This is a genomic window from Azospirillum sp. B2RO_4 (genome assembly GCF_051124815.1).
Classification (GTDB): Bacteria; Pseudomonadota; Alphaproteobacteria; order Azospirillales; family Azospirillaceae; genus Azospirillum.
Window position 1 is genome coordinate 250,890 of the sequence record NZ_CP118488.1, and the last position, 13,308, is coordinate 264,197.

The 13,308-nt window shown below is 69.4% G+C and carries 12 protein-coding genes; 6 read left to right on the forward strand and 6 right to left on the reverse strand.

The genetic code is table 11. The features are described from left to right. Window positions 1-89 precede the first annotated feature (89 nt). Together PWS46_RS21945 and PWS46_RS21950 are read left to right on the forward strand one after the other, a co-directional pair. Complete coding sequence (locus PWS46_RS21945; protein ID WP_434623468.1) at window positions 90-515, forward strand: putative toxin-antitoxin system toxin component, PIN family; 426 nt, start codon at window positions 90-92, stop codon at window positions 513-515. After that, window positions 512-763, forward strand: a complete 252-nt coding sequence (locus PWS46_RS21950; protein ID WP_434623469.1) for a pilus assembly protein HicB — start codon at window positions 512-514, stop codon at window positions 761-763. Before PWS46_RS21945 ends, PWS46_RS21950 begins: the two co-directional genes overlap by 4 nt. A gap of 57 nt (window positions 764-820) precedes the next feature. Here PWS46_RS21950 and hutG read toward each other — a convergent pair whose 3' ends face one another. From hutG to PWS46_RS21965, 3 genes are read right to left on the reverse strand one after another with little or no spacing between them, the layout of a single operon-like run. Further along, window positions 821-1,636: an N-formylglutamate deformylase gene (hutG, locus tag PWS46_RS21955; protein WP_434623530.1), complete on the reverse strand. Its 816-nt coding sequence runs from the start codon at window positions 1,634-1,636 to the stop codon at window positions 821-823. Continuing rightward, window positions 1,636-3,171, reverse strand: coding sequence for a histidine ammonia-lyase (hutH, locus tag PWS46_RS21960; RefSeq protein ID WP_434623470.1), 1,536 nt, complete (start codon window positions 3,169-3,171; stop codon window positions 1,636-1,638). The genes hutG and hutH overlap by 1 nt, the downstream gene beginning before the upstream one ends. Further along, window positions 3,168-4,532 (reverse strand): formimidoylglutamate deiminase, encoded by a 1,365-nt coding sequence (locus tag PWS46_RS21965; protein ID WP_434623471.1) that lies wholly within the window; start codon window positions 4,530-4,532, stop codon window positions 3,168-3,170. Before PWS46_RS21965 ends, hutH begins: the two co-directional genes overlap by 4 nt. 243 nt (window positions 4,533-4,775) lie before the next feature. On the opposite strand from PWS46_RS21965, the gene hutI reads away from it, so the two are divergent. The 3 genes from hutI (at window position 4,776) to hutU (ending at window position 8,592) form a co-directional block, all read left to right on the forward strand. Beyond that, window positions 4,776-6,023 (forward strand): imidazolonepropionase, encoded by a 1,248-nt coding sequence (gene hutI / locus PWS46_RS21970; protein WP_434623472.1) that lies wholly within the window; start codon window positions 4,776-4,778, stop codon window positions 6,021-6,023. Continuing rightward, window positions 6,020-6,748, forward strand: coding sequence for a histidine utilization repressor (gene hutC, locus PWS46_RS21975; RefSeq protein WP_434623473.1), 729 nt, complete (start codon window positions 6,020-6,022; stop codon window positions 6,746-6,748). The genes hutI and hutC overlap by 4 nt, the downstream gene beginning before the upstream one ends. Window positions 6,749-6,909: 161 nt before the next feature. Then, on the forward strand, window positions 6,910-8,592 hold the full coding sequence (gene hutU / locus PWS46_RS21980) for a urocanate hydratase (protein WP_434623474.1): 1,683 nt from the start codon (window positions 6,910-6,912) through the stop codon (window positions 8,590-8,592). 148 nt (window positions 8,593-8,740) lie between these two features. On the opposite strand, the gene PWS46_RS21985 is transcribed toward hutU, so the two are convergent. Beyond that, complete coding sequence (locus tag PWS46_RS21985) at window positions 8,741-10,069, reverse strand: GH1 family beta-glucosidase (protein ID WP_434623475.1); 1,329 nt, start codon at window positions 10,067-10,069, stop codon at window positions 8,741-8,743. A 212-nt stretch (window positions 10,070-10,281) separates the two neighbouring features. Here PWS46_RS21985 and PWS46_RS21990 point away from each other — a divergent pair, with 212 nt between their 5' ends. After that, the gene (locus PWS46_RS21990; RefSeq protein WP_434623476.1) at window positions 10,282-11,307 is read left to right on the forward strand and encodes a hypothetical protein; all 1,026 of its coding nucleotides are present in this window, start codon (window positions 10,282-10,284) and stop codon (window positions 11,305-11,307) included. A 19-nt stretch (window positions 11,308-11,326) separates the two neighbouring features. On the opposite strand, the gene PWS46_RS21995 is transcribed toward PWS46_RS21990, so the two are convergent. Together PWS46_RS21995 and PWS46_RS22000 are read right to left on the reverse strand one after the other, a co-directional pair. Then, complete coding sequence (locus tag PWS46_RS21995) at window positions 11,327-12,727, reverse strand: GAF domain-containing protein (RefSeq protein ID WP_434623477.1); 1,401 nt, start codon at window positions 12,725-12,727, stop codon at window positions 11,327-11,329. Then, window positions 12,724-13,203 (reverse strand): hypothetical protein, encoded by a 480-nt coding sequence (locus PWS46_RS22000; RefSeq protein ID WP_434623478.1) that lies wholly within the window; start codon window positions 13,201-13,203, stop codon window positions 12,724-12,726. Before PWS46_RS22000 ends, PWS46_RS21995 begins: the two co-directional genes overlap by 4 nt. Window positions 13,204-13,308: the final 105 nt, after the last annotated feature.

The following is a 13,308-nucleotide window of genomic DNA, read 5'->3' on the forward strand; positions in this document are numbered from 1 at the left end:
TGCCTGAACGACGCTCCACTCTCGACAGGACATCCCATAGGATATCATCTGCATTGCCCTCCGTAAGGGATCCACCCATAATCACCGGAATGAAGAGAGCTGTCCTCGACACCAACATTCTGACCGCAGGCTTGCGGAGTCGGCGGGGCGCCTCATTTGCGGTGCTGAGCCTTCTTGCCGATCGACAGTTCACTGCATTGGTGACCACAGCCCTGTTCCTGGAGTACGAGGCGGTGTTGAAGCGGCCTGAACAGTGTGAGGTTCACGGACTGAGCGGGGCGAATCTGGATGGTCTGCTAAGCGAATTGGCAGCAGTTCTGGAGCCGGTTGACGTGCGTTTCACATGGCGGCCCCAACTTTCCGATCCTGCCGACGAAATGGTGCTGGAGGCGGCGGTCAATGGCCGGGCAGACGTGCTGGTAACCCATAATGTTCGGGACTTTGCCAGTGCGGCACCGCGGTTTGGCATCCCGGTTCTCAGGCCGGCGGAGTTCCTGCGAGGAGCAGCGATATGAGCAAGGCGACCTATCCCCTCAAGCTGCCCGCATCCGTCAAGGATGCCGCCGCCCGGCTGGCCCGCGAGGATGGCGTATCACTGAACCAGTGGATCGCTGCGGCTGTGGCCGAGAAGGTCGGTGCCGTCGAAACGGCTGCCTCCTTCCTGAAAGCCCGTGCCGGCGCCGCAACGGGTGCGGGCCTGCGGTCATTTTTGGAGCGGGTGCCGGACCGGCCGCCCCAGACGGGTGACGAATTGGAGCGATGACACTCGCTTTGGGACGGCTCCGGCCAACGGCGCCGCCCCAAAACCGGTACAAAAGGATCAGCCCTGCGCCGGCCGCCAGCCGGCGAAGGCGTCCAGCACCGCCGTCAGCACCCTCTGCAACCGCTCCGCCCGGTCGGGCAGATAGGCGAAGGGCGGCGCCTCCTCGTCCATGTAGCGGTCCTGTGCCAGTTCCATCTGGACGGCGTGGACGCCGTCCGCCGGCCGGCCGTACCGGCGGGTGATGTGGCCGCCGACGAAGCGGCCGTCGGCGACACAGGTCAGCCCCTCCGCCGCCGACGCACTTTCCATCGCTGCGACGACGCGGGCGATCAGGGCGGGGTCGGCGCTGGTGCCGCGTGCGGTGCCCAGATTCAGGTCGGGCAACCGCCCGTCGAACAGCCGCGGCACATGGCTGCGGATAGAGTGGGCGTCGAAGAGCAGGGCGAAGCCGTGCCGGGCCTTCACCCGCGCCAGTTCCGCTGCCAGCGCACCGTGATAGGGCTGCCAATAGCCCTCCACCCGCTGCGCCACCTCCGCCGCGTCGGGCGCCTGCCCGTCGCGGTAGAGCGGTGTGCCGTCGAACAGCACATCCGGGCACAGGCCGGTGGTCGCCTGACCGGGATACAGGCTCTCGCCCGTCGATGCCCGGTTGAGGTCGACGACATAGCGCGAATAGCGCGCGCTCAGCAGCGTTGCCCCCATATCTTTCGCAAAGCCGTACAGGCGCGGGATGTGCCAGTCGGTGTCGCGGAGGGTCAGCGCCTCCTCCGTCAGGCGTTCGGCCAGTCCGGGGGAAAGCTCGGTGCCGCAATGGGGCATGCTGATGATCAGCGGCCCGTCGCCCTGCACCAGTTCGAAGATTTTATCCGTCATCATGCGGTCTCCAGTTCCACCGGCATCAGATGGTCAAGCGCACCGTTGCGCACCAGGGCGCCGATGGCGGCCAGATCCGGGGCGAAGTAGCGGTCGACCTCATAGCGCGGCACCTCGGCGCGGATGGCGGCGATGGCCTGCTCCAGCCGGTCGGCGGTCTTCAACGGGCGATGGAACTCCAGACCCTGAATCGCGGCCAAAAGCTCTATACCGACGATGTCGGCGACGTTGCCGGCGATGTCGCCCAGACGGCGCGCCGCGAAGGTCGCCATGCTGACATGGTCCTCCTGGTTGGCGGAGGTCGGCAGGCTGTCGACACTGGCGGGGTGGGCCAACGACTTGTTCTCCGACGCCAGCGCCGCGGCGGTGACATGGGCGATCATGAAGCCGGAATTCAGCCCCGGCTCGGCGACCAGGAAGGGCGGCAGGCCGCTGATGGTGGTGTCGATCAGCATGGCGATGCGGCGCTCGGCGAGCGCGCCGATCTCCGACGCGGCGATGGCGAGCTGGTCGGCGGCCATCGCCACCGGCTCTGCATGGAAATTGCCGCCGGACAGCACCTCGCCGGTGTCGACCAGAACCAGCGGGTTGTCGGTAACGCCGTTGGCCTCGATCACCAGCGTGCGCGCCGCCTGCCGCATCTGGTCCAGAACCGCGCCCATCACCTGCGGCTGGCAGCGCAGGCTGTAGGGGTCCTGCACCCGGTGGCAGTCGGGGCCCTGGTGGCTGGCGTTCAGCTCGCTGCCGGCCAGCACGTCGCGGAAGGCGGCGGCGACGGCGATCTGGCCGGGCTGGCCGCGCAGCGCGCTGATGCGGGCGTCGAACGGACGGTGGCTGCCCTTGACCGCCTCGACCGACAGCGCACCGGCGACCAGCGCCGCCTTGAAGGTGCGCTCGATCTCGAACAGGCCGGCAAGCGCCAGACCGGTCGACACCTGGGTGCCGTTGATCAGCGCCAGGCCTTCCTTGGCCTTCAGGTCGAACACCGGCAGGCCAGCGATGCGCAGCCCTTCCTCCGCCGGCAGGGTTTCGCCCTTCACCCGGACATGGCCGATGCCGAGCAGCACGCCGCACAGATGGGCCAGCGGCGCCAGATCGCCCGACGCGCCGACGGAGCCCTTGCCCGGCACCACCGGCAGCACGTCGGCCTCATAGAGCTTCAGCAGCGCATCGACCAGCGCCGGGCGGACGCCGGAGGCGCCGACGGCGAGGCTGACCGCCTTGATGACCAGGATCAGCCGCACCACGCCATCGGCCAGCGGAGCGCCGACGCCGGTGGCGTGCGACAGGATCAGGTTGCGCTGGAGCGTCTCCAGATCCGACGCCGCGATGTGGGTGTGGGCCAGCTTGCCGAAGCCGGTGTTGACGCCATAGACCGCCTCGTCGCCGCCGGCGATCTTGTCGATCAAGGCGCGGGAGCGCTCCATCCGCGGATAGGCCGCCGGGTCGAGCGTCAAGGCCGGACGGCCGCGATAGATGCTGCGCAGCGTGTCGAGCGACAGCGCGCCCGGAACCAGAGTGATGCTCTCGCTCATCCCAGAAGTCTCCCAAGTGTCTTTTTGAAGCGGTCGGCGATCTCCTCCTCGCGCGGGTGGCGGCGGTCGCGGACGATTGCGCGTCCGGCGATCACCACGTCACGCACGAGGGGGGCGTTGCCGGCAAAGATCCAGCTGTCGAGCAGCGCATCGCCCTTGCGCGCCGCCAGCAGCGGGTGGTCGGTGTCGAGCACGACGAGGTCGGCACGCAGTCCGGCGGCGATACGCCCAGCCTCGAATCCGGTGGCCTGCACGCCGCCGGCCTGGGCATCCTCCACCAGCCGGCGCGCGGTGGAACGGCGGGGGCCGCCGGCCAGCACGGTGCGCCGCTCGCCGGTCAGGCGCGTGCCGTATTCCAGCCAGCGCAGATCCTCCACCGGGCTGACGGAGATGTGGCTGTCCGAGCCGATGCCCCAGCGCCCGCCCTGCGCCATGTAGGATTCGGCGGCGAAAAAGCCGTCGCCCAGATTGGCCTCGGTGGTCGGGCACAGGCCGGCGACGGCGCCGCTGGCGGCCACGCCGGCCACCTCGCCCTCGGTCATATGGGTGGCGTGGATCAGGCACCAGCGGCCACCGACCGGCTGGGTCTCCAGCAGGTGCTCCACCGGACGGCGGCCATGGTGGGCGAGGCAATCCTCCACCTCCCGGCGCTGCTCGGCGATGTGGATGTGGATGGGGCCTTGCGGGTTGGCGGCAACGGTCTCGGTCAGCAACCCGTCCGGCACGGCACGCAGCGAGTGCGGGGCGATGCCGAGTTGCACGTCGTCGGCTTCGCCATAGGTGCGGCGCAGGGCCTCGGTCAGCCGCGCGAACCCTGCCCCGTCATGGATGAAGCGGCGTTGTCCGGCGGTCGGCGGCGTGCCGCCGAAGCCGGACGAATTGTAGAGCACCGGCAGCAGCGTGATCGGCAGCCCGGCCGTCCGCGCGGCGGCGACGGCGCGATGGCTCATCTCCGCCGGGTCGGCGTATGGGCGCCCGTCGCGGTCATGGTGCAGGTAATGGAATTCGGCGACGGCGGTGAAGCCGGCCTTCAGCGTCTCCACATAGAGCTGTGCGGCGACCGCCTCGAACTCCTCCGGCCCCATGCGGTCGAGCGCGCGGTACATCACCTCGCGCCAGCTCCAGAAGCTGTCGGAGCCCTCGCCGGAGCTTTCGCCCATCCCGGCGATGGCGCGCTGGTGGGCATGGGAATGCAGGTTGGCGATGCCGGCGACCGCCGCCCCGGCGAAGCGCTCCGCACCGGCCGGGCAGGCGGCACCGGGCGTCGCCGAGACGATCCGGCCGCGCTCGTCCGTCGTGACCAGCACATCCTCCGCCCAGCCGTCCGGCAGCAGCGCCGAGGCAAAAAACAGGTTGCTCATGAGGGCGCCCTCGCTATTATAGACAACACTATACAAGTATAGGCAACCTGCTGCCAAGAGCCTTCCTTCGACAGCGCGTTTCTCTACGCCCGGCGGCAATCTCCCTCTCCCCCCCGGGGAGAGGGTCGGGGTGAGGGGGATGCACAGGAAGGATTTTTGGTAAAGGGCCGCCACGCGTCCCCCTCACCCTAACCCTCTCCCCGGGGGGGAGAGGGGACTGGACCGAGTAGGAAGGAGCCGAAGATGCCGACCAGCGCGCCGTGGGATTCCCTGTGGATCGACCTGTCCGTCGCGACGATGAACGACGGGGACGGCTATGCCGCCATCGCCGACGCGGCGGTCGGCATCAAGGATGGCCGCATCGCTTATGTCGGGCCGCGCGCCGATCTTACCGACGCGCCGAACGCGCTGGCGACCGAGGTCCATTCCGGCCGGGGCGGCTGGATGACCCCCGGCTTGGTCGACTGCCACACCCACCTCGTCTATGGCGGCAACCGCGCCCGCGAGTTCGAGATGCGGCTGAACGGCGCCAGCTATGAGGAGATCGCGCGGGCCGGCGGCGGCATCCTGTCCACCGTCACCGCCACCCGCGCCGCCGGCGAGGACCAGTTGCTGGCCGCCACCCTGCCGCGGCTGGACAGCCTGCTGGCCGAAGGCGTGACGACGGTGGAGGTGAAGTCCGGCTACGGCCTCGACACCGAAACCGAGACGCGCATGCTCTGCGTCGCCCGCCGGCTGGCCCAGGTCCGCCCGGTGGAGGTCCGCACCACCTATCTTGGCGCCCACGCCCTGCCGCCCGAATTCAAGGGCAACCCCGACGGCTACATCGACCGCATCTGCACCGAGACGCTGCCGGCCATCGCCGAAGCGGGCCTCGCCGATGCGGTGGACGCCTTCTGCGAGGGCATCGGCTTCTCCGTCGCCCAGACCCGCCGCGTGTTCGAGACGGCGAAGCGGCTCGGCCTGCCGGTGAAGCTGCATGCCGAGCAATTGAGCAACCTCGGCGGCGCCCGATTGGTGGCGGAGTTCGGGGGGCTGTCGGCGGACCATATCGAACATCTGGACGAGGACGGCGTCGCCGCCATGGCGCAGGCCGGAACGGTGGCGGTGCTGCTGCCCGGCGCCTTCTACGCCCTGCGCGAGACCAAGCTGCCGCCGATCGACCTGCTGCGCCGACATGGGGTGCCGATGGCGCTGTCCACCGACAACAACCCCGGCACGTCGCCGGTGACGTCGCTGCTGCTGATGCTGTCGATGGGCTGCACCTTCTTCCGCCTGACCCCGGCGGAGGCGCTGGCCGGCATCACCCGCAATGCGGCGAGGGCGCTTGGCCTGACCGACCGCGGCGTGATCGCTCGGGACAAGCGCGCCGATCTGGCGCTCTGGCGCATCGAGCATCCGGCGGAACTGGCCTATGCCATCGGCCTCAACCCCTGCATGGCGGTGGTCAATGGCGGCGTGGTCCGCAAGCCCCGCCTGGAGGCCGCATGAGCGACGTCATTTCCACCGCCCAGCCGCGCTACGCCCAGATCAAGGAGGCCATCCGCCGCCGGATCAGCTCCGGCGACTGGCCCGAAGGCTTCCAGATTCCGTCGGAGCACAAGCTGCTGGAGGAGTTTTCGGTCAGCCGCATGACGGTCCACCGCGCGCTGCGCGACCTGACCGACGAAGGGCTGCTGACCCGCGTGCAGGGGCTGGGCACCTTCGTTGCCGAACGGCCGCCCAGCACCGACGTGGTGGAACTGCGCAGCATCGCCGACGAGATCGCCGAGCGTGGCAACGTCCATTCCTGCCGGGTGGAGCGATTGCTCGCGGTTGCCGCCGATGCCGGTCTGGCCCGCCGCTTCAACCTGCCGGTCGGCGCCAAGCTGTTCCACTCCGTCGTCGTCCACAGCGAGAGCGACGTGCCGGTGCAACTGGAGGAACGCTGGGTCAACCCGTCGGTCGCGCCCGACTATCTGGACCAGGACTTCACCCGCCAGACGCCGGGCGAGTACCTGATCCGGCTGGAATCCGCGCCGCAGGTGGAGCACGTCATCGAAGCGGTGTCGCCGACGCCGGAGATCGCCCGCCTGCTCGACATCCCCGTCACCGAGCCCTGCCTGCGGGTTACCCGCCGCACCTGGGTGCAGGGCCGCGTCGTCACGGTGGCGATGCTGGTGCATCCCGGCAGCCGGTATCGGCTGGGGGCGCGTTTCCAGCTGCCGCCGCCTTGAGGAGTTAGACCCCCACCTAACCTCCCCCGCTGGGCGGGGGAGGGACTACCGCCCCCCTCCCGTACAAGCGCTTGCTCCCTCCCCCGCCCAGCGGGGGAGGGTTGGGGTGGGGGCAAGAGTCAACAACACATGCACGTCCCTCCCACCAGGAGCCACCCCCCATGTCATCCCGCCTCGACAACCAGCGCGTCATCCGTGCCCCGCACGGCCCCGAACTGAGCTGCAAGAGCTGGCTCGCCGAGGCGCCGATGCGCATGCTGATGAACAACCTCGACCCCGACGTGGCCGAACGGCCGCAGGAACTGGTCGTCTATGGCGGCATCGGACGCGCCGCCCGCGACTGGGAGAGCTTCGACCGCATCGTCTCGGCGCTGAAGACGCTGAACGACGACGAGACGCTGCTGGTGCAGTCGGGCAAGCCGGTCGGCGTCTTCCGCACCCATGCCGATGCGCCGCGCGTGTTGATCGCCAACTCCAACCTCGTGCCGCGCTGGGCGACCTGGGAGCACTTCAACGAGCTGGACCGCAAGGGTCTGGCGATGTACGGCCAGATGACCGCCGGCAGCTGGATCTACATCGGCAGCCAGGGCATCGTCCAGGGCACCTACGAGACCTTCGTCGAGGCCGGGCGCCAGCATTACAACGGCGACCTGAAGGGCAAATGGATCCTGACCGGCGGCCTGGGCGGCATGGGCGGGGCGCAGCCGCTGGCCGCGACCATGGCCGGCGCCTGCATGCTGGCCGTCGAATGCCGCCCCAGCAGCATCGAGATGCGCATCCGCACCGGCTATCTCGACCGCCACACCGCCGACCTGGACGAGGCGCTGGCCTGGATCAACGAGGCCTGCGCCAAGGGTGAGGCGATTTCCGTCGGCCTGCTCGGCAACGCCGCCGACGTCTTCCCCGAACTGGCGCGCCGCGCCGCTACCGACATCAAGGCCCGGCCGCACATCGTCACCGACCAGACCTCCGCCCATGATCCGGTGAACGGCTACCTGCCGCAGGGCTGGACCCTGGAGGAGTGGGAGACCGCCCGCGAAAGCCAGCCGGCCGCCGTTGCCGCCGCCGCCCGCAAGTCGATGCGGGTGCAGGTGGAGGCGATGCTGGCCTTCCACGCCATGGGCATCCCGACCGTCGATTACGGCAACAACATCCGCCAGATGGCGAAGGAGGAGGGGCTGGAGAACGCCTTCGACTTCCCCGGCTTCGTTCCCGCCTATATCCGTCCGCTGTTCTGCCGCGGCATCGGCCCGTTCCGTTGGGCGGCGCTGTCCGGCGATCCGGAGGACATCCGCAAGACCGACGCCAAGGTGAAGGAGCTGATCCCCGACGATCCGCACCTGCACAACTGGCTCGACATGGCGGCCAAACGCATCCAGTTCCAGGGCCTGCCGGCGCGCATCTGCTGGGTGGGGCTGGGGCAGCGCCACCGCCTCGGCCTCGCCTTCAACGAGATGGTGAAGTCGGGCGAACTGAAGGCGCCCATCGTCATCGGCCGCGACCATCTCGACAGCGGCTCGGTCGCCAGCCCGAACCGCGAGACCGAAGCGATGCAGGACGGCTCCGACGCCGTGTCGGACTGGCCGCTGCTGAACGCGCTGCTGAACACCGCCAGCGGGGCGACCTGGGTCAGCCTGCACCATGGCGGCGGCGTCGGCATGGGCTTCTCCCAGCATTCCGGCATGGTCATCGTCTGCGACGGCAGCGACGCGGCGGCCAAGCGGATCGAGCGCGTGCTGTGGAACGACCCCGCCACCGGCGTGATGCGCCACGCCGACGCCGGCTATGACATCGCCATCGAGTGTGCGAAGGAGCAGGGGCTGAACCTGCCGTTTTTGAAGTAAGCGGGGGGCTTGATTCTCCCTCTCCCCCCCGGGGAGAGGGGCGGGGTGAGGGGGATGCATTGCGTGCCTTCCCAAGAATCCTCGCCGCGCTCCCCCCTCACCCTAACCCTCTCCCCGGGGGGGAGAGGGGATTGGTCGCTGATTACACTCACGCCCCCCGGATCAGCTCGGAATACCAGCGCGCGGACTCTTTCGGGATCCGCGCCTGGGTTTCGAAATCGACCCGGACGATGCCGAACCGCGTGCCGTAGCCGCCGCCCCATTCGAAATTGTCCAGCAGCGACCAGACGAAATAGCCGCGCACGTCGGCGCCCAGCCGCTTCGCCTCCGCCATCGCGGCGATGTAGGCCTGGAGGTAGGACAGCCGCTCCGTATCCACCACGCGGCCCTCGGCGTCCGGCGTCTCGGCCGCCTTGGTGCCATAGCCGTTCTCGGTGACGTAGATCGGCAGGCGGTAGCGGCGGGTCAGGTCGACAAGCGTCTCGCGGAAACAGCCGGGGTCATAGGGCCAATCGATGGCCGTCCGCTTCATCCCCGGCGGCGGCGAGCCGAAGCCGAAGCCCCAGATCAGGCTGTCGTCCCGGCGGCCATAGACCGGGGCGTAATGGTTCAGCCCGAACCAGTCCAGCGGCCGGGCGATGCGCGCCATGTCGCCGGGCTGGACGTACGGCTCGATGGCCTCGGCGATGCGGCGCGGGTAGTGGGCCAGCAACTGCGCATCGGGGAAGGCGCGGTTCCAATGCTCGTCGAACAGGGCCGCCGCCTCGACATCCTCCGGCTTGTCGGTCTCCGGCCGCATCGGTTGTACGCTGTGGACCGCGCCGATGGACGCCCCCGGCACCAGCGCCCGCAGCACATCCACCCCGGCGCCATGGGCGAGGTTGACGTGGTGGATCACCTTCAAATGGGTGGCGCGGTCGGCGATGCTGGGCGCTCCCCAGCCGAAGGCCCAGCCGAACAGGGTGAAGACCGAGAACTCGTTGAAGGTGGCCCAGCGCTTCACCCGGTCGCCATAGCGCCGGGCGCACAGCGCCGCGTAATCCTCGAACCAGCCCACGCCGTCCCGCGTGCCCCAGCCGCCCAGATCCTGCAAGGCCTGCGGCAGGTCCCAGTGATAGAGGCACAGCCAGGGCTCGATCCCCTTCTCCAGCAGCCGGTCGATCAGGCGATCATAGAAGTCCAATCCCTTTTCGTTCGGCGCCCCCCGCCCACGTGGCAGCACCCGCGGCCAGGAGACGGAGAAGCGGTAGGCCTGCAAGCCCAGATCCGCCATCAGGTCCACGTCCTGCGGCATCAGGTGGTAATGGTCGCAGGCGACGTCGCCGGTCTCGCCATTGTCGACCCGGCCCTTCAGCTTGCAAAAGCTGTCCCAGATGCTGGGCGCCCGCCCGTCGGCCTCGGCCCCGCCCTCGATCTGATAGGCGGAGGTGGACGCGCCCCACAGGAAATCCTTGGGAAAAACCGGACGTTCGGCCATGGCGGATCACCCGAATGGAGTTCCGAAAGTGGAACACCCGAATCCTACCCCTTTCCCGTCCGGGTGGAAGGGGCCAATCGTCGCTGCCGCGGGCGCGGCCGGGCACCACCATCCGTCGGGTAAAGCGTCACCATATCGCGGTCGACAGGACGGCGCGGCGCTCCTATGGTCACGCCGACCGGACGAGCGAATCAGAAAGGAACGGGCGCATCATGGCGAAGAAGGACGGAGTCAACGGCAAGGGCGGCCAGTTCAGCGGGACGCCGGCCGACCGGCTGGTCCGGCTGTGGCGCAACAACGACGAACGTTTCGGCGCCCTGCTGGACGAGGTGCTGGACGGCAACCGCCAGGGCGTGATCGAAGCCGCCCTGGGCAAGCTGCGCGAGGAGGAAGGCTACGACTTCATGGACGAGGTCGAGGCCTTCTCGGAAACGGCGCAGAGCACCGACGAGCATGGCGACCCCACCCTGTCGACCCTGTTCTGGGTGGCGCTGGAGGTCGACGGCCGGCTGGACGAGCCGCCGTCGGTCGACGCCATCGAACGCGCGCTCGATTCGGCCGGGCTTCTGGAAAAGGCGGCCGACATGCGGCTGCTGCCGCTGTGGCTCGATCCGGAACCGCTGTCCTACCTGGAGGCCGCCGACCGCCGCACCCTGCTGCGCCGCCTGATCGACTCCCCCGAGGCAGCCGAGTCCTTCGTGCGCGAGCAGGATCTGGTCGCCGCCCCCGACGACATCGGCACCCGCCTCGTCGGCGTCGTCGGTCTGGTGATCGAGGAGGATGCCGAGCAGGAGGGCGAGGCGATGCCCGATCCCCTGAATCTCGGCTTCGGCGGCGAGGGCGAGGAGCTGGAGATCGACCCCATCGAGCAGGAGCGCATCCGCCAGTCGATGGCCGCCTTCGCCGAGGCGGTGGCCGCCGCCGACCCGCGGGTGAAGCGTTGCGAGCCGGTTGGGGGCTTGAGCGACCTGCTGGACTTCACCGCCGAAGGCGTCTGGCCGGATGACGTCGCGGCCAGCTTCGACGAGGTCAACGACTTTCTCGACATCGCCGGCAACGAGACCGGCGACGGCATCCTCGACGTGACGGCCGAGCAGACGCCGGAGGGCCTGCAGGTGCGCGCCTACAACTCCGACGGCGTGCTGCTGGACGAGCGCGGCTTCGACCTGACCGGCGACCGGGCGGAAGAGGCGCTGGCCCTGATGAAGCGCCGCTGCCGCCGCGTCAGCGAGGGGTAATCCGCCTCTCGCGGCTCTCTCAACTCATCTCTTCCAACCGCAGGGGCTTCTCCACCACAAGGCGGAAACGGCCCCTGCCGGTCTTCTCGATGCGCAGGCAGCCGCCGCGGTCGGCCAGCCGCCGCTGCAGCAGGATCAGCCGCGCTTCCAGATTCTCGGCGAAATCGGGCAGCGGGATGTCGGGCGCCAGCCGCAGTTCGCGGTTGGTGAAGTCGGTGCGGCCCAGCGCGGTGTGGTCGCGCACCAGCTTCCACAGGATGGCGCCGGCCACCCCCTTGATCAGGTAATCATGGTCGAGGAAGACGCTGTCGTCGCACGCGTAATGGCGCACGGTGATCGGGGTGCCGATGGCTGGGGCGCCTGCCGCCGGTGGACCGGCAACCGGGACCGGCACCTCTTCGACCTCCGCGCCATGGGCCGGCGGCAGGCCGAGCATCAGCGCCCCCAACTGTGCGGCCAGCGTCGCCAGCGCATCCTCGTCGTCATAGGTGAAGCGCATCTCCTGCGCGCTCTCCACGAACAGCACGCCGGCCAGTTCGCCGCACGCCCCTGGATGCGCCGGGATCGGCACCGCCAGCTGGCTGTGCGGCCGGTCCAGGCCGGGGAAGGGGATCTCGCGGGTGATGCCCTCTGCCGTCCCCTCCCGCATCGCCATGCTGTAGGCGACGTCGGTGGTCATGTGGGTGATGCGGATCGGCACCCGCTCGCGCGCCGCCACCCCGATGACGCCGTCGCCGGGCGCCACCTCCCACCCGATGCCGCTGCCGCGGCTTGAGGCCTCGTAGCCCAGCGCCGCGACGGTGAACAGCCGGCCGCTGGCGGCGTCGGGCAGCAGGATCAGCGCATGTTCCACCCCGAACAGGTCGCGCAAGGCGGTGATGGCGCGGTCGAGCAGGTCGGACAGGTCGGCGGCGCCGCGCAACCCCTCGCAGGCGCGCCGGACCGCCGACAGCAGGCTGCGCGGCCGGATCGGAGCGGGCAGGGGACAGCCGCCGGGGACCGCCTCGATCTCCACCACCCGGAACAGGTCGGCGCCGCGCAGACGAAACACCTCCGCCATCCCGACATGGGAGGCGATTCCCGACAGCTTCGCCTTCATGCTCTCGAACAGCGGCCCCTCGGTCTCCGTGCGCAGATAGGCCAGCCGCAGCCGGTATTGCGCCCCGGTGGCCGGGTCTATCACCTCCAGCTGCGCGTCCGGATTGGCCAGGATGTTGGCGCGGGTCTTGTTGAAGAACTGATAGGACAGGGCGATGTGGCCGGGATCGACGTAATGGACCTGCGACAGTTGCGACACGTTGGGCGTTCCCTCGGCGTCCGCCGTGGCGATGGTGCCGGGGATCACGCCCTCCAGGCAGGTCCGGATGGCGTCCAGGGTAAGAGTGCCGTGGGGCAGGGGGTGGGGCAGCGGGCCGCTCATGCCGGGATCCGCTCGCCGGCCTTCGGCCCCGGCGTCTGGTCGAAGACGTCGGCGGGGTCCAGATGCAGCGCAACCAGATCGGCCGGGTCGAACGCCATCACCGCCCGGACGAAGGAGTCGGTGAATCCCATCCCGGCCAGTTCGGCGATGAAGCCGTCGATGTAGGGGCCGGGCAGCGCCGCCTCTTCCGCCGTCGGAATGGCCACGGAGGCGCAATCGTCCTTGATCTGGATGGACCGGTGGGTGCTGGGCTCGGTGAAGACCACGGCCAGCCGCCCGGTCTCGGCGACGGCGGCGACCAGGGCGGCGTTGGCGCGCCCGTCGATCAGCACGGTCAGGCGTTCGCCGCCCGGCGACATGCCCGGCGACACCCGCGCCGCCACGGCTCTGGCCACCAGCGGGCGGGCGTTGCTGTCGCTGGTGGCGACATTGACGCTGAGGCTGCGGTCCAGGAAGCGCCGGACCGTCTCGTCCAAACCCCTCTCCCGCCGCATGTCCCGACGCTCCACACTGCCGACCAGCCGTCAGCATAGCGCCGGAGGCTGTCCGGCGGCAAACCAACCGAAGGACGTCTTCCTTCG

Excerpts from the sequence above, each read along its gene's own strand:
- hutI (WP_434623472.1), top strand. The coding sequence starts at position 4,776 with ATGCCGACCAGCGCGCCGTGGGATTCCCTGTGGATCGACCTGTCCGTC.
- hutU (WP_434623474.1), top strand. The coding sequence starts at position 6,910 with ATGTCATCCCGCCTCGACAACCAGCGCGTCATCCGTGCCCCGCACGGC.
- PWS46_RS21965 (WP_434623471.1), bottom strand. The coding sequence starts at position 4,532 with ATGAGCAACCTGTTTTTTGCCTCGGCGCTGCTGCCGGACGGCTGGGCG.
- hutG (WP_434623530.1), bottom strand. The coding sequence starts at position 1,636 with ATGACGGATAAAATCTTCGAACTGGTGCAGGGCGACGGGCCGCTGATC.
- PWS46_RS21985 (WP_434623475.1), bottom strand. The coding sequence starts at position 10,069 with ATGGCCGAACGTCCGGTTTTTCCCAAGGATTTCCTGTGGGGCGCGTCC.
- hutC (WP_434623473.1), top strand. The coding sequence starts at position 6,020 with ATGAGCGACGTCATTTCCACCGCCCAGCCGCGCTACGCCCAGATCAAG.
- hutH (WP_434623470.1), bottom strand. The coding sequence starts at position 3,171 with ATGAGCGAGAGCATCACTCTGGTTCCGGGCGCGCTGTCGCTCGACACG.
- PWS46_RS21990 (WP_434623476.1), top strand. The coding sequence starts at position 10,282 with ATGGCGAAGAAGGACGGAGTCAACGGCAAGGGCGGCCAGTTCAGCGGG.
- PWS46_RS21945 (WP_434623468.1), top strand. The coding sequence starts at position 90 with ATGAAGAGAGCTGTCCTCGACACCAACATTCTGACCGCAGGCTTGCGG.
- PWS46_RS21995 (WP_434623477.1), bottom strand. The coding sequence starts at position 12,727 with ATGAGCGGCCCGCTGCCCCACCCCCTGCCCCACGGCACTCTTACCCTG.
- PWS46_RS21950 (WP_434623469.1), top strand. The coding sequence starts at position 512 with ATGAGCAAGGCGACCTATCCCCTCAAGCTGCCCGCATCCGTCAAGGAT.